This is a genomic window from Corynebacterium sp. HMSC27B11 (genome assembly GCF_001815985.1).
Lineage (GTDB): Bacteria > Actinomycetota > Actinomycetes > Mycobacteriales > Mycobacteriaceae > Corynebacterium.
The window spans coordinates 1-20,320 of sequence record NZ_KV823540.1 but is presented as its reverse complement, the minus strand read 5'-3'; the positions used below and the strand labels follow the sequence as shown (position 1 = coordinate 20,320).

At 66.2% G+C, this 20,320-nt stretch carries 12 protein-coding genes and 3 tRNA genes; 10 read left to right on the top strand and 5 right to left on the bottom strand.

All coding sequences use genetic code 11. The annotated features are described in order from the left end of the window. Positions 1–82: 82 nt before the first annotated feature. Both HMPREF3097_RS02195 and HMPREF3097_RS02190 read right to left on the bottom strand, forming a co-directional pair. Positions 83–155, bottom strand: a tRNA-Arg gene (locus tag HMPREF3097_RS02195). A 172-nt stretch (positions 156–327) separates the two neighbouring features. Further along, a tRNA-Ser gene (locus HMPREF3097_RS02190) sits at positions 328–415 on the bottom strand. Between the two features lie 108 nt (positions 416–523). On the opposite strand from HMPREF3097_RS02190, the gene HMPREF3097_RS02185 reads away from it, so the two are divergent. Continuing rightward, positions 524–1,654, top strand: coding sequence for a histidinol-phosphate transaminase (locus tag HMPREF3097_RS02185; protein WP_070760610.1), 1,131 nt, complete (start codon positions 524–526; stop codon positions 1,652–1,654). Positions 1,655–1,765: 111 nt separating this feature from the next. Here the strand turns inward: HMPREF3097_RS02185 and HMPREF3097_RS02180 are convergent, their stop codons facing one another. Continuing rightward, the gene (locus HMPREF3097_RS02180; protein ID WP_246821206.1) at positions 1,766–3,433 is read right to left on the bottom strand and encodes an SLC13 family permease; all 1,668 of its coding nucleotides are present in this window, start codon (positions 3,431–3,433) and stop codon (positions 1,766–1,768) included. A gap of 220 nt (positions 3,434–3,653) precedes the next feature. Between HMPREF3097_RS02180 and HMPREF3097_RS02175 the strand changes: the two genes are divergently transcribed. The 5 genes from HMPREF3097_RS02175 (at position 3,654) to HMPREF3097_RS02155 (ending at position 11,528) form a co-directional block, all read left to right on the top strand. Further along, complete coding sequence (locus HMPREF3097_RS02175; RefSeq protein ID WP_246821204.1) at positions 3,654–4,616, top strand: hypothetical protein; 963 nt, start codon at positions 3,654–3,656, stop codon at positions 4,614–4,616. Between the two features lie 107 nt (positions 4,617–4,723). Further along, entirely contained in the window at positions 4,724–7,462 is a 2,739-nt protein-coding gene (locus HMPREF3097_RS02170) for a YhgE/Pip domain-containing protein (protein ID WP_070760608.1), read from the top strand. Then, positions 7,462–9,693: a YhgE/Pip domain-containing protein gene (locus HMPREF3097_RS02165; RefSeq protein ID WP_070760606.1), complete on the top strand. Its 2,232-nt coding sequence runs from the start codon at positions 7,462–7,464 to the stop codon at positions 9,691–9,693. Before HMPREF3097_RS02170 ends, HMPREF3097_RS02165 begins: the two co-directional genes overlap by 1 nt. 414 nt (positions 9,694–10,107) lie before the next feature. Next, a tRNA-Ser gene (locus HMPREF3097_RS02160) sits at positions 10,108–10,192 on the top strand. 322 nt (positions 10,193–10,514) lie between these two features. Then, a complete protein-coding gene (locus HMPREF3097_RS02155; protein WP_070760604.1) occupies positions 10,515–11,528 on the top strand; it encodes an NAD(P)H-quinone oxidoreductase in 1,014 nt (337 codons plus the stop codon). A 177-nt stretch (positions 11,529–11,705) separates the two neighbouring features. Here HMPREF3097_RS02155 and HMPREF3097_RS02150 read toward each other — a convergent pair whose 3' ends face one another. After that, on the bottom strand, positions 11,706–13,022 hold the full coding sequence (locus HMPREF3097_RS02150; protein WP_070760614.1) for an aminotransferase class V-fold PLP-dependent enzyme: 1,317 nt from the start codon (positions 13,020–13,022) through the stop codon (positions 11,706–11,708). 662 nt (positions 13,023–13,684) lie between these two features. Here HMPREF3097_RS02150 and HMPREF3097_RS02145 point away from each other — a divergent pair. The 4 genes from HMPREF3097_RS02145 (at position 13,685) to HMPREF3097_RS02130 (ending at position 18,837) form a co-directional block, all read left to right on the top strand. After that, positions 13,685–14,551, top strand: a complete 867-nt coding sequence (locus HMPREF3097_RS02145) for a galactan export ABC transporter permease subunit Wzm/RfbD (protein WP_070760602.1) — start codon at positions 13,685–13,687, stop codon at positions 14,549–14,551. Between the two features lie 43 nt (positions 14,552–14,594). After that, the gene (locus tag HMPREF3097_RS02140) at positions 14,595–15,389 is read left to right on the top strand and encodes a galactan export ABC transporter ATP-binding subunit Wzt/RfbE (RefSeq protein WP_070760601.1); all 795 of its coding nucleotides are present in this window, start codon (positions 14,595–14,597) and stop codon (positions 15,387–15,389) included. 651 nt (positions 15,390–16,040) lie between these two features. Then, positions 16,041–17,063, top strand: coding sequence for an endonuclease domain-containing protein (locus tag HMPREF3097_RS02135; RefSeq protein ID WP_246821200.1), 1,023 nt, complete (start codon positions 16,041–16,043; stop codon positions 17,061–17,063). 469 nt (positions 17,064–17,532) lie between these two features. Further along, complete coding sequence (locus HMPREF3097_RS02130) at positions 17,533–18,837, top strand: galactofuranosyltransferase GlfT1 (protein ID WP_070760599.1); 1,305 nt, start codon at positions 17,533–17,535, stop codon at positions 18,835–18,837. Between the two features lie 74 nt (positions 18,838–18,911). On the opposite strand, the gene HMPREF3097_RS02125 is transcribed toward HMPREF3097_RS02130, so the two are convergent. Continuing rightward, positions 18,912–20,320: heavy metal translocating P-type ATPase (locus HMPREF3097_RS02125; RefSeq protein WP_141759482.1), on the bottom strand; the 1,409-nt coding region annotated here is incomplete at its 5' end.

Below are 20,320 nucleotides of genomic sequence, written 5' to 3'. Positions count from 1 at the left end.
GAGCCAGACACACATTTTGACCCTTAACCCGAAAACAGCGCCGTGGCCACCCACCTGGGCAGCGACGACGCTGTCATAAGAGTGCGCCCGAAGGGATTCGAACCCCTAACCTTCTGATCCGTAGTCAGATGCTCTATCCGTTGAGCTACGGGCGCAGTACTCCAACAAGGCCACGCGACGGCACAATCCACTCGGACCACCACAGGCGCACCACACGCCCCACAACACTGTCCGAAGCTGAAAACCCCAGCGCCTCACCACAAGAACTGGGCAGCTTGAAACCTCGAAGGTTTCGGCAGCTCATCAGCGAACAGCCTTGTTGAAGAGCGGAGACGAGAGGATTCGAACCTCCGGTCCGCGCAATGCAGACAACTCCTTAGCAGGGAGCCCCAATCGGCCACTCTGGCACGTCTCCAGCATCTGATCAGGACAGGGCGAACCCGCCTGACTAGACGATTTTCAAGCATACACAACGGGCGTTAGGCAGACAAACGCCGCCGACCAGGCATTCCGGCGGAGTACGATGCCAGGCATGGTACGTTCCGATCTCTCCAAACTGCCCGCCTACGTCCCGGGAAAGGCGCTGCCGGATGCGCTGCGCCTGGCCTCTAATGAGACGGCTGCCGCGCCCCTGCCCGCCGTCCAGGAAGCGGTGGCGAAAGCGGCGGCGGGGCTGAACCGCTACCCGGATATGGGTGTCGCAGCGCTGCGCGGCGAGCTCGCGGAGTGGTTGTCCCGCACGCCGGGGGCGCCGGAGCTCACGGCGGAGAATATCGCGGTGGGCAACGGGTCGAGCGCCCTGTGCCTGCAGGCCATCCAGGCCACCTGCCAAAACGGCGACGAGGTCGTGTTCCCCTGGCGCAGTTTCGAGGCCTACCCGATCCTCGCGCAGATCGCGGGCGCTCGGCCGGTCGCGGTGCCGCTGAGCAGTGACTACCGCGTTGATTTGGATGCCATGCTCGCCGCGGTCACAGAGCGCACGAAGCTGATCTTCGTGTGCAACCCGAATAACCCCACGGGCACGGTTGTGCCGCAGGTAAAGCTGGCGGAGTTCTTGGAGCAGGTGCCGGAGGACGTCCAGGTGGTGCTGGACGAGGCATATATCGAATACGACCGCTCCGGGCTGGCTGGGGACACGGGTGAGGGCGCCGATGTTCCGGGCGAGGGCTTCGCTGCCAGCGTGAACGGGCTGGCACTGATGGCGCATTTCCCGAACGTAGCAGTATGCCGCACCTTCTCCAAGGCCTATGGCCTGGCGGGCGTGCGCCTGGGCTACCTGGCCGGCTCCGAGGAGTTCGTCGAAGCGCTGCTGAAGGTCGCGATCCCCTTCGGTGTCAACGCGCTGGCCCAGGTCGCGGGCCTGGAGAGCATCGGTGAAGAGGCACAGCAGCAGTTGCAGCAGAGGGTGACGGAGACGATCAACCAGCGCGAGCGCGTCACCGAGTCGCTGCCCGAGGAGCTCCAGGTGCCTTCGCAGGCGAACTTCGTGTGGCTGCCCGTCGGCGAGAAGGCCGAAGCCCTGGAGGCTGCGATGAAGGAGGAGGGCATCCTCACCCGCTGCTTCGTCGGCGAGGGCGTGCGCATCACGGTGACCGATGAGACGGAAACTGAGGAGCTGATCCCGGCGCTGCGCCGCGCCCTGGCCCAGCTCTAGGCGCCGGTTCGGAACCGCCCCACGCTACGGGTCAGCCGCGGCCCAACCCCCACCCCCAACGACAAAGAGCGCGCCACCTGCCCCGGTGGCGCGCTCTTTCCTTTTAACGAGCTACAGCGTCAGCCCGAAGACCGGCACCGCCAGCGCGAAAGTCACGATGGTGATGAGGATGATGCCCAAGAGGTTCAGCCACAGGCCACCGCGCACCATGTCGCCGATGCGAACATAGCCAGAGCCGTAGGCGATCGCGTTCGGCGGCGTCGCGACCGGCAGCATGAACGCGGAGGTTGCAGCCAGGGCGACCGGGATCGTCAGCAGCAGGACGTTCATGTCGTTGCCCGCGGTCAGGCCCGTACCGACGGCCACGCCACCCATGATCGGGAGGAAGGCCGCGGCCGTCGCCGTGTTGGACGTGAACTCCGTCAGAACCAGGATGACGATGGCCGTCGCGGCGATCAGCAGCACGATCGGCAGACCACCCAGGCCACGGGCGACCTCACCGATCCACAGGGAGAGGCCGGACTTGTCGAACATGGAGCTCAGCGCCAGGCCACCGCCGAAGAGCAGCAGCACGCCCCACGGAATTTCCTTGGAGTGCTCCCAGTCCATGACGCGGTTACCGGAACCATCCGCCGGCAGCATGTACATCAGAATCGCGGCGGTGATGGCGATGGTGGCGTCGTCGATGTTGTGCTCCCAACCGGCCCAGTCGGAGATGACCGGGACGAAGACCCACGCCAGGGCGGCGAGCAGGAAGATGGAGCCGGCGGTCTTCTCCGCGCGGGACATCGCACCCATCTTCTCCAGCTCATCCTGGATGAGCTCACGGCCACCCGGGATCTGGTCCATCTCCGGCTTAAACACGGTGATCAGCACGAGCCAGGCCAGCACCATGAACACGGCAGCCATCGGCACACCGACCAGCATCCACTGGCCGAAACCGATGTGGATGTCGTGGGATTCCTGCAGGTAGGCAACCATCAGGGTGTTCGGCGGGGTGCCGATGATGGTGCCCAGCGAACCGATGGAGGCGGAGTAGGCGATACCCAGCATCAGGGCGGTCGAGAACTTCTTCTGCTTCGAGAAGCCACCCACCATGTCGGCGGTCAGCCCCAGCACGGACATACCGATCGGCAGCATCACCACGGCGGTCGCGGTGTTGGAGACCCACATGGACATGAAGCCGGTGGCGATCATGAAGCCCAGCACCATCTGCTTCGGCTTCGTGCCCACCAGGGTCACGACGCGCAGCGCGAGGCGGCGGTGCAGGTTCCAGCGCTGCATGCCGAGAGCGAGGATGAATCCGCCCATGAACAGGAAGATCGTGGGGTTGGCGTAGGAGGGCGAGACCTCCTTAAACGGCACCACACCCAGGATCGGGAAGGCCACGAGCGGTACGAGTGCGGTGGCTGCCAGCGGCAGTGCCTCGGTCATCCACCAGGTGCCCATCAGGACGGCGATCGCCGCGGTGATGCGCAGCGCGTCGGCGTCGAAGGGGCCCTTCTCCGCGTCCGGGTACGCCTTGTTCACGGCATCCGCGGCATCGGCCGGGAAGATTGCGTAGACGAGGATGGCGAGCAGGACGCCCACGAACAGGCCGATGACGGCGCGGCGGCGGGCCTTCTGCTCCTGCTCGGCGCGCTCGGTGATGAGGTCGGCGTCGACCTTCTGCTCCGGGGCGGGCGCGTCCGCGGTGGTCGCGGTGGCCGTGGTGCCGGTGTCCTGTGCATCGCGTTCGACCACGGTGTTTTCCGAATCGCGATTCTTGGGTGCGCTCATCAGCTCCCCCATTCTTATCTGGGCTAGCGACGTGGCTAGGCCGTGTTCGTGAGGTGGATCAACCGGTAGCCGGTTGTTGCGCTGCCGGTTTTCACCCCTATTGTCGGCTATGTTCAGCATTAATGAAAATTTCCCGGGCACCGTGTGTCGGATAGCTTCCTGTTCGCCCCCCATATTTTTAGGACGTCTCCCCCTGAACGCTCGGCATTAAGAGGTATTGATGAAAGATCCCACTCGGATTCCCGGGGTCATGCAGGTGCTGCAGCAGGCGTGGGAGGCGCAACCGGAGTTATCTTTCGCGGAGTTCTTCGCCCGCCTGGAGCCACTGGGGGTGGCCCGTAATTCTTCGGATGAGGAGCTGCTCGCGGCCCTGCAGGCCGAACTGGCGGTGCATCCGTGGTCTTTTGAGCCGGTCCGGGCTGGCGCTGGAGATGACAATGGGGACGGCGATGGGGGCGCTTCTGGGGACGGCGCTGCGGCCGCAAACGTTGCTGCAAGCACTGGGGATGCCACCACGCTTCCACGCGGCGGAGCCTCCCCCGAGGCCCAGCAGCTGGCACGCGTCGAGCTAGCGGCAAACGCCGGAGCTCCGGAGCGGATCGCCACAATCGGCGGCGGCTGGGTCGTGATTCGCCCGGCGCGATTCCCCGTTCCGGACGCCCGCCCCGCCGCATCCAGCCGTGGTGGTCGGTCTGGCGCATCCCGCCGCGGGGGACGGCGGAACCAGCGCGGCTCAGCCCCTCCTTCGGCTTCCCTGATGCAACCGGTGATGTGGGAGTACGAGGCCGTGCTGCGCTGCCGCCCCGGCGAGCCCCTTCGGCTGCGCAGTGCGCAGGGCTCCGAGCACCGCTTGGGCCTGGTGCGCCGCATCACGGTGCTGGATCTGCCAGCTCAACCGGAAGGCATGCGCTCGCTAGGGGGCCTGCAGCACAGCCAGCTAGGCGGCCGAGAGTACATACTGAGCTTCGAGTCGGGAGCCACCGCGCTCGTGGGCCGGCAACTGTGGCTCACCCATATCGCCCGGCGCGAGGTGGCCCACGAGTTCCTGCGCTGGCGAGTCCTTAGCCGGGCCGAGGTCGGGTCCCCGCTGGCCTACCGCCCGCCACGGGGCGAAGGGCCGGGTCGGGCCGCCGCCACGGAACTGAACGAGCTGGGCGCGATCACCCGCATCCTCCCGATCTAGGTCCGCTGCGGGGGCGCCGCCTCAGCGCCCAGTTGAACCTAATTGCCCGCCCAACGCATCTCTCCAGCGCTTGGCGCTGCGCACTTCCCTCCTCGGGTCCGAAGCGAGTGCTCAACTGCCCCCGAAAATGGTACGGTCACGTGGTGAACACCGCCTGGAAGATCTTTATTCGAGACCTCAAGCGTCTCGTGAGTGTCCGTAAAGTGTGGGTCATTCTCATCGGAGTCATGATCACTCCCGCGCTTTACTCCTGGGTGAACGTCGCAGCTTTCTGGGACCCCTACGGCAACACCGAAAACATCAAGGTGGCCGTCGTCAACGAAGATCGCGGCGCGTCATCGCCGCTCACGGGGTCGCTGAACATCGGCAACGAAGTCGTCGCCGAGCTCAAGGAAAACGACGAGCTCGGCTGGCAATTCATGTCCAAATCCGAGGCTGATCACGCCCTCGCGCGTGGCGACGTCTTCAGCAGCATCGAGATCCCCGAACGTTTCTCCCGGGATCTCCTTTCCACATTTCAGGGAACCTATAGCCAGCCGCAGCTGATCTACCGGCCGAACGAGAAGCTCAGCGCCGTCGCCCCATTGATCACCGATGCGGGCGCATCAGCGATCAACGACCAGATCACCAGCTCCTTCAAAAAGCAGCTGGGCGAGACGGCGTCGAAGAAGGTCCGGGAAAAGGGCAACAGCATCTCCGGGCGGCTCGACAACAGCAAGAACAAGGCCGTCACCGGGCTGGACGACACCCTCGCGACACTGGACGAGGGCCAGGAATCCCTGGACAAAATGAAGGGGCGCGTGGTCGGCGCCCGCCCCACCATCGCCGCCACCAAGGATGCTCTGAACTCCGCTCACGGCACCCTTGAGGACGCCAAGTCCACCCTCGCGGAGGTCGATAAGTCCGTCGCGATCGTGCAGCGCATGGTCGCGGACTTCTCCGATTCCGCCGGTGACGCCTACGCCCAGGGCACTGCCGCCCTGGCTGAGGGCACGGCCGCCGCGAACTCCTCCGTCGCCGGGGTCAGCAGCGCCGCCGAGCAGGCCGGCCGACAGATCGCCGCCGCCAGCGAGCAGACCACCCAACTCGTCGACCTCGGGGACCGCAATATCGCGCAGCTCCGCGGCCTGATGGGCGCCGCGGGCGTGAGCCCGGCCATCGCTGGCCAGCTCAACTCCACCATCGACGACCTGCAGCGCAGCAACGACGCCAACCGGAAACTGCTCGCAGACCTCAACGCCGCGGGCAAAAGCACCAGCGAAACCGCCAAGGTGCTGCGGAACAGCTCCGAGGAACTGACTCAGGCCGCAGCCGCCGCGCGGGACTCCGCGAAGGGACTGAACAGCACAACGGGCGATACGCTGCCCAAGCTCAACCGGGCGATCAACCGGCTGAGCGCGGCCACCGGCTCCTTCTCCGGGTCCTTGAGCTCCCAGCAGTCCCTGCTGGGGGAGGCCTCGAACGTCCTGGACGGCGTGGATCGGCAGATCGGCGCCACGACCGACGTCATTGATGACTTCAAGGGCAACCTCAGCAGCCTGCGGGACGGGGTCGAGAACGCGAAGACGGACGTCCTGGCCCTGCGCCTCGGCGACGACGAGGCCTTCCGCACGGTCCGCGGGCTGAACTCCGAGGACATCGGGCAGTTCATGGCCACCCCGGCCACGCTGGTCAACGAGCCGATGTACCCGGTGAAGAGCTACGGCTCCGGAATGGCCGCCCTGTTCACGAACCTGACGCTGTGGATCGGCGCGTTCGTGATGGTCGTCATCTTCCGCGTGGAGGTGGACACCGAGGACCTGGGTAAGAGGGCCCGCCGCGTGAGTGTCAGCCAGGCCTTCTGGGGACGCTTCCTGCTGCTCGCAGCCTTCGTGGTGGGTCAGGCTGTGATCGTATCCATCGGTAACCTGCTGATCGGCGTGCAGACCGTCAGCCCAACGCTGTACACGCTCACAAATGTGTTGGTCGGGCTGGGATACCTCGGGGTGATCTACGGGCTTGTCTCCGCGCTGGGTCACATCGGCCGTGGCCTGGCGGTGGGTATGGCCTTCATCCAGATCCCGGGTGCTTCCGGGCTCTACCCCATCGAGATGACGCCCGACTTCTTCAAGATCGTGCACCCCTTGCTGCCGATGACCTACGGCATCGACGCCGCCCGCGAAACCATCGGCGGCTTCTACGGCTCCCACTACTGGCAGGCGCTCGGGGTGCTGGGGCTGATGTCCCTGGCCTTCCTGTTCGTGGGCATGGTCGCCCGACGACGCCTGTCGCACGTGAACCTGATCCTGAACCAGCAGCTCGCCCGTTCCGGCCTGCTGGTCTCCGACAAGGTTCAGGTGGTCGGTTCCGGCTACCGGATGGCGGATGTCATCCACGCACTGAACAACCACGAGCAATTCAACGAGTTCACCGAGGAACGCACGGCGAAGGTGCTGAGGGACACCCCGAAGCAGATCGGCCGAACGGCCATCATCGGGCTGATCGGTCTCGCGGTGCTGGGCGTGGTCAACGCCGTCTTCGACACCGAGCGCGCCGCAATCTTCGCAATCGGTATCGCCTGGGCGCTGCTGATCATCTTCATCATCGGTGCGCGGGAGTACACCGGCCAGAGCTACCTGCACGCCCAGGAGCTGAGCAACCTGGATAGCGCCGAGCTGAAGTACGTGGCCGCCACCCAGGCGGCCGGCTCCAGTGCCTATACCTTTGATGATGAGCACGAAGAACACCTCGCCCGCGCCCATGCCGATAAGGCCGGGGGCGGCGATGCGGCCGCCGACGGCGGCGAGCCTGCCGATGGAGATAACGGCGGGAACAGTGACGTCGAGAAGCAGGAGGGCGAGAACTAATGAGCAAGATCCGCGAAATCCTGCGCCACGACCTCCGGTCCGCCCGCAAGAACGTCATCACCATGATCGTGCTTTTCGGGCTCACCGTGGTTCCGCTGGTCTTCACCGTGTTCAACGTGCTCGCCAGCTGGAACCCCTTCGACAACACCGACGAGCTCAAAATCGCTGTGAGCAGCGAAGACGAGGGCCACGACACCGATCTCGCGCAGGTGAATCTCAACCTGGGCGAGCAGGTGCTGGCCCAGCTCAGTCTGAATAAGCAGATCGACTGGATCATCACCACCAAGGAGGACGCCCTCGACGGCACCCGCTCCGGCGAGTACTACGCCAGCATCGTGCTGCCGTCGAGTTTCTCCAAGGACTTGATGACCTTCTACATCGCCGGCACCGAACCCACGGAGCTGACGATGTACACGAACCAGAAGAAGAACTCGCTGGCCCCGATGATCACCGAGCAGGCGGCCACCGGCGCGATCGACCAGATCAACGAGTCCTTCTCTGAGGTCGTCAACAACGTCGGCCTGGGGCTGGTCACCGACCTCAATAAGGTGCTCACCGACGGGGACACGAAGGCCGTGCTCAACCGCATGGAGTCCAGCGTCGACGGGGTGGCCCGCCAGCTGCGGCAGGGCAGCAACTCCGTGTCCTCGCTGTCCTCCCTGGTGGAATCCACGATCCCGCTGGCCCAAAGCGCCGAGCGCATCACCGACTCCGCAGGCGCCCAAATGGATGCCCTCAACCTGAGCGGAACCGGCGGCTCCGGCAGCTCGGGCGGGGCTTCCGGCGCGGGCGACGAAGCGCTGGCCAACCTGGGCCGAACCTTCGCCGGGGCGGCGTCGTCCCTGAGCGTGTCCCTGCAGGCAACCAGCGACAGCTACAACGCGGTGGGAAACAGCATCGACCGGGTCTTCGGGCGCGCGAACAACAGCCCGGAGACCTCCGCGAACGCGCTGGACCGGATGGCTGACCGCTTCGACGCGCAGCTGGACGGGCTGAACGACCTGCGCAACACGCTGGAGGCCCGCGTGGCCCCAGCACTGCCGATCCCCGCGAAGCCGGCGTACCACCGGGTACTGAACAACATCGACGAATCTATCGCGCGGACCACCGAGCTGCGGGACACCTTCCGTCGCTCCGCGAAGGACCTGCGCTCCGGGAAGACGTCCATGGAGCAGGCACGCAAGGACAGTAAGTCCGCGATCGCGACCGCCGTGGCTGCCGTCGATAAGGCCAAGAACAGCTACGCGAACGACCTGCAGCCCCAGCTGGCAAAGCTGGGAGACTCCGTGCAGCAGCTCAGCCAGAGCGTGAAGGGCGTGAAGGCGGACCTGCAGCGGGCGAAGGGCACGCTCGGGGACGCGTCGCTCGCGGACTCGCTGGGGTCGATGCAGGCAGCCACCGCGGAGCTGTCGGAGAAGCTGAACCAGCGCGCGGGTGACGCGGACAAGCTGGCGAAGGAGATCAAACGGGCCGGCGAGACGGGCGATCTTTCCCGCCTGGCGCGGATGATCGGCAATGACCCGAGCCTGCTGGCGCAGCACATGGCCAACCCCACGGCCGTGAAGCGCGAACCGCTGAACGAGGTGAATAGCTTCGGCACGGGCATGACCCCGCTGTACGGCGCGCTGGCGCTGTGGGTCGGCGCGCTGATCACCTCCGTCGTGGTGCACACGCGCATCTCCGAGCGCGGGGAGGAGACCGAGGACGCGCTGGATCCGGAGCGCTACAGCCGCGCGCAGGCCTACCTGGGCCGGTTCGGGATCTTCGCGTTGATCGGCACGGTGCAGAGCCTGCTGATGGCAGCCGGGTTGATCTTCTTCGTGGGTATCGAGCCTGAGCATCCGTTCCTGTTTACGCTGGCCTGCTGGCTGAGCTCCATGGTGTTCATGCTGGTGGTGTACACGCTGGTGATCTCCTTCGGTAACGCGGGTAAGGCGCTGGGCGTGCTGCTGCTGGTGTTCCAGGTCTCGGGCGCGGGTGGCGCGTACCCGCTGGAGCTGCTGCCGGGCTGGTTCCAGTCCATGAGCCCATTCCTGCCAGCGACGTACGCGATCCGGGCGTTCCGCGCCTCCATCGCGGGGATCTACCAGGGCGATTACTGGCTGGACATCCTGGGGCTGCTGGTGTTTATCCTGCCGGCGCTGCTGCTGGGTCTGGTGCTGCGCAAGGGGCTGGACGGTTACAACCGGCGCATGGACGAGGGCATCGCGGAATCGAAGGTCCTGGCCTAGAGCGAGCTCGTGCTCGTTTGCTGGCCGGCCTCAGCGCCGCCTGGCGCGGGACTGGTTTCGGCGGGCCCGTAGCGTTTGGGCCAGCGAGAAACGTTTTGGGCCGTAGCGTGTCAGAATTCCCCCGTTACGCGACACGGCACAGCCCAAAACCAGTCATGCCCCGGGATGGCCCCAACTCCCCCACCGCCACGCTCACCAACTTGGCCCGAACCCGCGCGTCGGCCTGCCGGACGAGCAAGAAGCGTTTTGGGCCGTCGCGTGTCAGGTTTTGCCCGATACGTGACACAGCACAGCCCAAAACCAGTAAGAGTCACCAAGTTGGCCCCTCCAGCGCGACCCGATGCCCCGATGGGCCAGGCGTGGCACAGTTCCGTGTGCGGTTTAAAGGGGCACCGGGTAAGCTAACCCGCGCACGGAAGTATGGCAGAGCGGCCGAATGCACTGGTCTTGAAAACCAGCGATGGGCAACCATCCGGGGGTTCAAATCCCTCTACTTCCGCTGATAGAGATCCCCAGGTAGCACCAGCTACCTGGGGATTTTCGCATGCTGCACCGCTTGCGTTTTTGCTGCCTGCCTCGGCTCCCAAAGTTCCTGCTAGCGCACGAAAAACTGCCCAACGCACGAGGGCGTCGGTACTTCCCGACGGGCGCCGCCATCATGCGGAGCTGGGGGCATATTGAGCAAACAACGGGCACACCCCCGACAGATTGGGCAAAAATTGGGCAATTAGCGGGCACAAACTGGCACGCGCACCTAGCCAGCACAAGGGCATCGACGGAATCCGGAGCCCGTGTCTGCAGCCGTTGCTAGGCTGGGCGCCATGACTTCCACCAGCACAAACACCGCCCACTCCATCATCCAAACCGACCCGAAGGACCCCAGCTCCCTCGAGTGGCAGGCCATCGACAAGCCCCAACCCGCCGAGGGCGAGGCCCTGATCCGCATCCACTACGCCGGGCTCAACCGTGCCGACACCCTGCAAGCCCAGGGGCACTACCCGCCGCCAAAGGGCGTGACGGAGACGATCGGTTTGGAGGCCGCCGGCGTCGTCGAAAATCCGAACGGCGCGACGAAGGCAGACGGCACCCCGTGGCAGGAGGGCGAGGAGGTCGCCGTCCTGCTCAGCGGTGGCGGTTACGCCACGCACGCGGCCGTCCCCACAGGTCAGCTGATGCCGATCCCGAAGGGTTACAGCCTCGCGGAGGCCGCCAGCGTCGTGGAGGTCGCGTGCACCGTGTGGTCAAATGTTGCGGACATCGCGGGGCTGCGCGAAGGCGAGCGCGCTCTGTTCCACGGCGGCGGCGGGGGCATCGGCCTCTTCGCCACGCAGTACGCCCATGCCATCGGCGCGAAGGTCGCGGTAACCGCAGGCAGCCAGGCGAAGCTCGACGTGTGCCGCCGCTACGGCGCGGACACGCTGATCAACTACAAGGAGGAAGACTTCGCGGAGGTGCTGCGGGAGCTCGGCGGCGCGGACGTCATCCTCGACATCATCGGCGCGAAATACCTGGACTCCAACGTCAAGGCCCTGGCGATGGACGGCCGCATGGTGATCATCGGCATGCAGGGCGGGGTGAAGGGCGAGCTCAACATCGCCCGCCTGCTCAACAAGCGCGGCACGATCTCCGCGACGGGGCTGCGCTACCGCGACGCAGAGGATAAGGCCCGCATCGTGCGCGGCACGCTCGAGGAGATGTGGCCCCTGCTCGAAAGCGGGAAGATCAGCCACCACATCGACCGCACCGTCCCCATTCAGGACGCCGCCGCGGCCCACCAGGCACTGTTGGCAGGCGAGGTCACCGGCAAGGTGGTCTTCGAGGTCCCGCAGGGCTAGGGTGCCTGGGGGCCTACGGCGCCGCGGGGGGAAGGCCTGGGGGCGGAGCTGGCACGGGGCTGGGCGCGGGGCGCGAATGCCCCGCGCACCCATGAATACCTGCATGCCCTGCGTGGGCGATCTGAAACGAGGCCGGGTGAGCCACCACGCCCCAGCCCGGCGCGGCTAAGGCTGCGGCTAGCGCAGGCTCGCGACCGCGCGGAGCAGGCGATTCACATCGCCGACCGTGTTGTGCACGCTCAGCCCCACGCACACCGCTCCCGTGCTGGACTCGAAAACCCCCATCTGCTCCAGCAGCTCCGAGTCCCCCGGGGGAATCACACTGGTGACCACACCCTGCGCGAACAAGCGGTCGTGCACCGCCTCCGCCGGCACCCCATCGATGAAGAAGCTCAAGCGAGGGATGCGCTCCACCGAGTCGTAGTCGAAGTGCTCCTCGTACTCCCCCTCCAGGCCGATGACATGCGCGCCCGGCAGACCGTGCAGCCCATCAACCACCATCCGGGCCAGGCCGTGCACATAGTCCTCCGCCAGGGGAAGCGCGCCACGCAGGCGACGTCGACGCGTCCCCCGCAGGGAGTCACCCTCCGCATCGGACGCTAGGTCCGCCAGGTGATCCACCGCCGCGGACACCCCTCCGAGCAGACCCTCGCTCAATCCGCCCAGCTCCAGCCACTCGCGGGCGCGCTCCACCGACGGGTGCACCGCACCGCGCAGCGCGAGACCACCCGGGCCGGGGGCAACGTCCTTATGAGCACCGAAACGGGCCGCCGCGCGGGCGCGGGACTGGCGCGGCGGGTGCGGGAACAGCTCCCCCATCAGCTCCACCGACCGGAAGACCAGCGCACCGATCGACGGACCGCCGATGGTCGCGACGTCCAGCGCCAGGACGTCCGCGCCCAGGTCAGCGATATCGATCACGTGGAACGGGGCGACGGCGTTCGCGTCGACGACGAAGATGCCGTCCGACTTTGCGTGCACGGTCCGGCCGATCGCGGCGACGTCCGTAACCGTGCCAACGTGCTCATTCGCGGCTGCCACCGCGACGACCGCGGTCTCCGGGCTGACCAGCTCCGTGTACTGCCAGGCGGGGAGGACGCCCGTGGACAGGTCGGCCTCCGCCCAGCGGACGTCCGCGCCGTACAGGTCGGCGGCGCGCAGCCACGGGTCGATGTTCGCGCCGTCGTCGACGCGGGAGAGGACGACCTGGCGGCCCAGGCGCAGGCGACGGGAGAGGCTCTCCGCGAGCTGGGTAATCAGCTGCTTCCGGGAGCTGCCCAGGATCACATGCTCCGGGCGAGCGCCGACCAGGTCAGCGATCGCGACGCGGGCGGATTTGATGTGGCTTTCGCCGATGCGCGTGCCGGGGCTCGTGGCGCGGCTGTGCTCCCCGTGGGTCTCCTCAATCGGGGCGGCAAGCGGGGCAGAACGGAAGGCGCGCGAAACCGCGCCCGAGACGCGCTCGGGTAGCTGCGGGTCCGTCGCTGCGTTCATATAGACCCAGCCGTCGGAAAGGGAGGTGTACAGACCACGCACCCTGGGGTTGTCGAACCGTGCGTTGTCGAACAAGCCATCTCCCTTCCTGGAAAACTACTGGCACCGGCATGAGCCGGGGTGCCGGTGGGGCTGTGGTTCCGCGTCTCAGGCGACGCCGTGCCCCCGGCGCTCGCGGCGCTGAGCTACCGGGCAGCGACGCCACACGCTGGCACCTGGTGGAACCGGGCACTGACGTCGCAATGTCCTGGCGGCTAGCACCGGACACTGGCACCGAACTCTGACACCGACCGGAACCAGACGCTGACGTCGTAGAAAACCAGCGATCATTGGCACCACCGTGAAACCCCAGGCCAACCACATCCGCGGCGGCCCCGGGCTCCGTCACGCCAAAACAATACCAGCGCTCCCTGACAACGTCCGCCCCAGAAGCCGAGGGGATCCAACCGAAGCCCAGGGCGATCCAGCCTGAACCCGAGAGCGGCCGTTCGGCCGCTACCGCGGGGGGCGAAGCCGCGGGCTCCCGGCCACCACAACCGCGATTCCGCTGCGCACAAAGCGCAAAATGCAGCGTGACGCGGGTCGCAACAGCGGAGCCGCGGGACCCGACCCCGGCGCGCTTGAACAATCGTGTCCGCGCCTCCTACTAGAATGCGATACTCATGACAGACCTCAGCAGGATCACCGCAACCCACGACGGCGACATCCCAGCTTCGCGCTCGCAAACCTTCGCCGCCGCCTGGGACGATCTCACACGGGGATTCCAGCAGCGTGAGCTCTGGCTCGCCCTCGGCTGGCAGGACATCAAACAGCGCTACCGGCGCTCCGTCCTGGGCCCACTGTGGATCACCATCGCCACCGGCGTGATGGCCGCCGCCCTGGGCCTGCTGTACTCCCAGCTCTTCGGCATCGACGTGGCCGTCTTCCTGCCACACGTCGCCGTCGGCCTCATCATGTGGGGCTTCATCGCCGGCTGCATCAAGGAGGGCGCGGAGGTCTTCATCTCCAACGAGGGCCTGATCAAGCAGCTGCCCTCCGCCCTATCCGTGCACGTCTACCGGCTCGTGTGGCGGCAGTTCCTCTTCCTGCTGCACAACCTCGTGATCTGGCTGGTGCTGCTCGCGATCTTCCGCATCCCGGTCGGGTGGGAGGTGCTCCTGGCAGTGCCGGGGCTCGCGCTGCTCATCATCAACGGTGTGTGGGTGACCATGTTCTTCGGAATCGTCGCGACCCGTTTCCGCGACGTCGCCCCGCTGCTCGAGTCCCTGGTCCAGCTGGCCTTTTATATGACGCCAATCGTGTGGACCGCACAAACCCTCACCGATCAGGGTGGCGCGGTCGCCGAGCGGGCGGCGCTGGCCAAGCTCAACCCGCTGTACCACTACCTGGAGATCGTGCGCGGACCGATGATCAACGTGCCAGTCGAAGCATCCTCCTGGTACATCGTTCTCGCCATGACCGTGGTGGGCCTGGGCCTTGCCCTGCTGGCCATGCGGAAGTGGCGCTTCCGGGTTAGCTACTGGGTGTAACAAGGCGAACGGGTTGGCGTCCTAAAGAAAAGAAAGAACAAGAATGAAGCAGCAAATCAGCATCGACACCTACAACGCCTGCGTGGATTTCCCGATCTTCGACGCGAAGACCAGGTCGCTGAAGCACACGTTCCTGGGTGCGGCCGGTGGCGCGATCGGGCGAAACGAGTCCAACACCGTGATGGTGGAGGCGCTGAAGGACATCAACCTGCACCTGCAGGACGGCGACCGCGTGGGCCTGGTCGGGCACAACGGTGCGGGTAAGTCCACGCTGCTGCGGTTGCTGTCCGGGATTTACGAGCCAACACGCGGGTCCGCCGTGGTGCGCGGGCGTGTGGCGCCGGTGTTCGACCTGGGTGTGGGCATGGACCCGGAGATCTCCGGCTACGAGAACATCACTATCCGCGGGCTATTCCTGGGGCAGACGCGCAAGGCGATGAATCGGAAGATGGATGAGATCGCGGAGTTCTCGGAGCTGGGGGATTACCTCGCGATGCCGCTGCGGACGTACTCCACCGGTATGCGCATTCGCTTGGCGCTGGGCGTGGTGACCAGCATCGATCCGGAGATTCTGCTGCTCGACGAGGGCATCGGTGCCGTGGATGCGGCGTTCATGGCGAAGGCGCGGTCGCGGCTGGTTGAGATGGTGAAGCGATCGGGCATCCTGGTGTTCGCTTCGCACTCCAATGAGTTCCTGGCGCAGCTGTGCGATAGCGCGCTGTGGATTGACCACGGTGAGATTCGTCAGGCTGGGCCGGTGGACGAGGTCGTGGAGGCCTACGAGGGGCCCGAGGCTGGGCAGCACGTGCGCAACGTCCTGCGCGACTTGGGGCGGTAGCCGGGCCGGGGGTTTCGGGAGCTTGGGCCGGGGCCGGGCACACGGATAGCCGCGCCACGCACGGGCAGCCGACACACGCACCGGCCGAGGTTACGGGGGCTGGGCTTGGTACGTGACGGGTTTTGGGCTGTGCCATGTCACAAAACAGGCCAAACCTGACACGCGACGGCCCAAAACGGGGGCGCACCTGCCCGTGTTAGCGGGAGCAGCCATGATGGCAGCCCTTGACCCCGCCTTGGCATCCACCGCTGGTTTTCGGCTGTCTTGGGGCAAACGCCGGTTTTGGGCCGTGGCGTGTCAAAAAACCGGCAGAACGTGACACGTGACGGCCCAAAACTGCATTCATCTGCCCGGACCGGGAACCAAAGCGCCCGCCGGATTGTCTAATAGCTAAGAAACCAACAGCAATTCACTTCGACTGGCCCGACACTCAGGGGCTACCAGGGGACATCACTGAGCGGATATCGCTGCGGGGGATTCACTGGCGCTCTAGCCGGAGTGCTACGCCCGGGGAGCGAACACGTGGGGACAGCCAGGCAAGCGCACGTGGGGAGTGAGACAGCCTGGCGAGCGCGCCCTGCTCACCACGCGCGATAGCCGCGCACCTGGTCGGCGGGCTGCCCGGCGAAAGAAACGGGGGGACCAATGCTATTGCCGAGCAACTTCACGAACCGCAGGTACCAGGAGGTGCCCCACACCTGGAAACAGCTGCAAGAGCTTGGGGTTACCCGCACCATGCTCCATCGATACTTCGAGCCGTGCACCTTTAAGACTTGGCTCGCGAAGCCACCCGAAATTCTTCGCGCTCTGGAACTGGCCCAAACCGCGAAGCAACGAGCTGCGATTCTCGAGCGCCACGCCAGCCGCCCTCCGCTGGAGTTTCCGCACGATGTTCGGGTTCGCGGGCATTTCATGGCTCATCCATCCTGGATCGCAGGCGGGATCTCTGCCCTGGCGATACAGGGATTTCCGTACTTCCACGAGGGTCAGCCGGCTCAGATGATCACACCGAGCTCGCGGAAAAGCGCACAGCACCCAAGACAAGCTCGACGAAGCACGGTGGAGGTGTCATTCGAGCCCATCATTCGTCACGACAGACTCCTGCCGAACCTACCGCTGGCTCCGCTACCGATCGCGGCCAGTCAGTTCCTAACTAGCATCTGCCAGCAAAAACACACCTGGTACAGCGCCCAGCTTCCCCGCATCAAACCCAGCCATCTCCGCATCGTTCAAGGAGCCGACGCCCTGTGCACCTTCACAAATCTCACTCCAGCTGAACTTATCGCCCAGGTCAACGATGTGCTCCCCGTCTCCCGCGAGGTGCAACAGGTAGTGCTGAAGCATGGTGCGCTCGGTGCTGACTCCCCACCCGAGACGTGGCTGCGTCTTCTTCTCAAACCTGTGCTGCCAGATCTGGAGGTCCAGGTGCGGATTGCGGACGCAGACGGCCCCATTGCGACTGCTGATCTTGGCTCGTGGGAAACCCGACTCATGATTTTCTATGACGGCGCGTATCACTCGTCGTCCGACCAGCGCGAATGGGATACCGAAGTGAATACACGCCTGACCGCCCTTGGCCTCACCCCGTTGAGGCTGAGCGCCCGAAGCATGCGCGATCCAGAGCGAGTGCTGGACCGGGTGCGCGCCATCATCCGCCACAAGTCTCGAGGCTGAGGTTCCCGGCCCGGTTTCGGGCCGTGCCGTGCCACAAAACAAACATAACCTGACACGCTACAGCCCAAAACCGGAACAGGGAGCCGGGCACGCGCAGCCCGACGCGCATCGCCAGGGGATGGGGCACGTACGGGCACACGGGCACACGGTTGGGAACACGGGAGAAACGCATGGCCGGGTGCGCACAAACGCGGTTTTGGGCCGTGCCGTGCCACAAAACAAACAAAACCTGACACGATACAGCCCAAAACCGGGTGCGGGTGGGGTGGAGCGCAACCGGGTGAAGTGCAAGGAGCACGGGCTCACGCTCGGCCCCACGCCAGGGCAGGGGCGCGGGCACGGGCTCATGCTCGGCCCCACGCCGGGGCAGCCGAGCTAGCCCGCGAAGCCGCCAGGGCAGGGGCGCGGGCACGCGCCAGCCCGGCGCGCATCGCCAGAGGCCTCACGCAGACCGGGTAAAGTAGCACCCATGAAACGCGCGCTCCGAGGACTCAAAAACGCTGCCACCAGCACTATCGCCCGCATCACCGGCTCCCAGGGCACCATCAACACCACCTCCCAATCCTCGGGCACCAACACCGCCGGCCCGCACGCCCCGCACTCACACACCGGCCCGCAGACCCCGGCCACGGACCACACCGCACCCAACCCGGGGCGCTACGCCATCGACCCGCGCGGCACCATCGCCGCCGTGATCGTCACCCACAACCGCGTTGACCTGCTGGAACGCAGCCTCGACATGGTGGCCAAGCAGACCCGTCGTCCCGATTGGGTGATCGTCGTGGACAACGGCGCCGACCCCGCGGTCGAAACCCTGGTCCACGCGAAGCTCGGCGGCGAACCGCAGTCCCGCCGCGCCTCCGCGGAGATCGCCGCCCGCCGTTTCGCGGAGATCCAGACCGTCGGGGCCGCCATCACGAAGGCCTCCGACGAAGCCGACAACGACCTCCCCGCCGACGACACCGCCAGCAACGACGACGCCACGACGTCGACGTCCGCGTCCAGCTCCGGCGCGTCCGGTTCCGCCGGCGACGTCCCCCAGCGACGTCCCCGCCCGATGTACCTGCCCAGCCGCACGAACCTGGGCGGTGGGGGCGGCTTCGCCCTCGGCTTCCTCGCAGCACTCGCCCTGGGCGCCGACGCCATCTGGTGCGCCGACGACGACGGCCGCCCCGCCGACGAGAACGTCCTCGCCACCCTGCTGGACGTCGCCGAACGCGAGCAGCTCGCGCAGGTATCTCCGCTGGTCACGAACATCAACAACCCGGATCGCCTGGCCTTCCCGCTGCGCCAGGGGCTCACGTGGCGCCGCCGCGTCTCCGAACTCGAGGGGGACTTCCTGCCCGGCATCGCGAGCCTCTTCAACGGTGCGCTGATTTCCGCCCGCGCGATGGAGATCATCGGCGTGCCGGATTATCGGCTGTTCATCCGCGGCGACGAGGTCGAATACCACCGCCGCATCGTCCGCAGCGGCCTACGCTTCGGCACGAGCCTGACCTGTGCTTATGCGCACCCAGATGGTTCGGAGGAGTTCAAGCCGATCCTCGGCGGGCGCATGCACACGCAGTACCCGGACGGCGAGTTCAAGCGCTACTTCACGTACCGTAACCGCGGTTACCTCATGTCGCAGCCGGGCATGCGGCGGTTGCTGCCGCAGGAGTACGCGCGCTTCGCGTGGTTCTTCCTGGTCCAGAGGAAGGACGTCGCCGGCTTCCGCGAGTGGCTCCAGCTGCACACTTTGGGCCGCCAGGAGCGCTTCGAGCGCCCGGAGTAGCAGGGCTGAAGCCCAGAGGAAACTGGTCCAAGCCTCGACCGGCCCAGAAAGGGCCGGCCCCCGCCCAGCGGGCCTTAGGTCCGCACGGGTCGCAGCAGCGTCATGGCGATCACAATGACCAGCAGCACGCTCGCCTCGTGGACCAGCATGCCCACCGCCATGGTCACGCCACCGAGGAACACTCCCAGCAGCAGGACCAGCACCGTTGCCAGCGCGATGAAGATGTTCACCCGCATGGTGCGTGCGGTGCGCTTGGCCAGGATCAGCGACTGAGGAAGCCTCGTGAGCCGATCGGCCATGAGCGCGATATCCGCGGTCTCGATGGTTGCCGGCGACCCGGCCGCGCCCATCGCCACGCCAATCTCGGCGGTGGCTAGCGCGGGCATGTCATTCACGCCGTCGCCCAACATCGCCACGGTGTGGCCCTCAGACTGCAGCCCGCGGACCACGTCCACCTTCGTCTCGGGCAGCATGCCTGCGTGGAACTCATCGATGCCCAGCTCGGCAGCGACGTTGCGCGCCACCGGTTTGGCATCACCCGTTGCCATGACGACCTTCACCCCGGCCTTGTGGAGTGCCTCCACCGCAGGCCGCGCTTCTGGCCGTACCTCGTCAGCCACGGCCACCACGCCGGCCGGCGCACCGTCCACGCCAACGATCATCGCGGTCTTGCCCTGCTCGTTGAGCTCGGCCACCGCTGCCAGGGCGGCATTAACGCCGCTCGCCGCATCATCCAGCAGCTCGGCAGTGCCCACGGACACTCGGCCGACACCCGGCACGGTTGCTGTGATCCCCTGGGCCACCACCGGATCGGCGTCCTGAATATCAGCGACGAATCCGGCCTCACGCACGCTCCGGTCCACCGCGCCTTCCACAATGGCGGCGGCCAGGGGGTGCTCGGAGGCGCTCTCCACGTCCGCGGCAATCTGGAGGATTTCCTTTTCCGACCAGCGCGAACCCGGCAGGGTGCGCACATCGGTCAGCGCCGGGCGGCCAAGGGTCAGCGTGCCCGTCTTGTCGACGACCACGGCGTCCACCTTCGCGGCCTGCTCCAGGTACTCGCCACCCTTGATGAGAATGCCGTCGCGGGCCGCGCGCCCGATACCGGCCACGATGGACACCGGGATACTGATGACGAGCGCGCCTGGGCAGCCGATGACCAGCAGGGTCAGGGCGAGCTCCGTGTTGCGGGTGATCAGGCCGACCAGAATCGCGCCGATCATGACGGCCGGCGTGTACCAGCGGCTGAATTTCTCCAGGAAGGTCTGGGTTTTCGCGCGGTCATCCTGGGCGTCCTCGACGCGGTGAATGATCTTGGCCAGGGTGGTATCCGAGCCGATGTCCACAGCCTCGACGCGCAGCGCGCCGCTGCGCAGCCAGGTGCCGGCGAAGACCTGGTCGCCGTCCTTCTTCTCTGCGGGGATGGATTCGCCCGTGATGGCTCTGTTGCAAAAATCGTGAAGCTTGAGCATGCTTGGCGGAG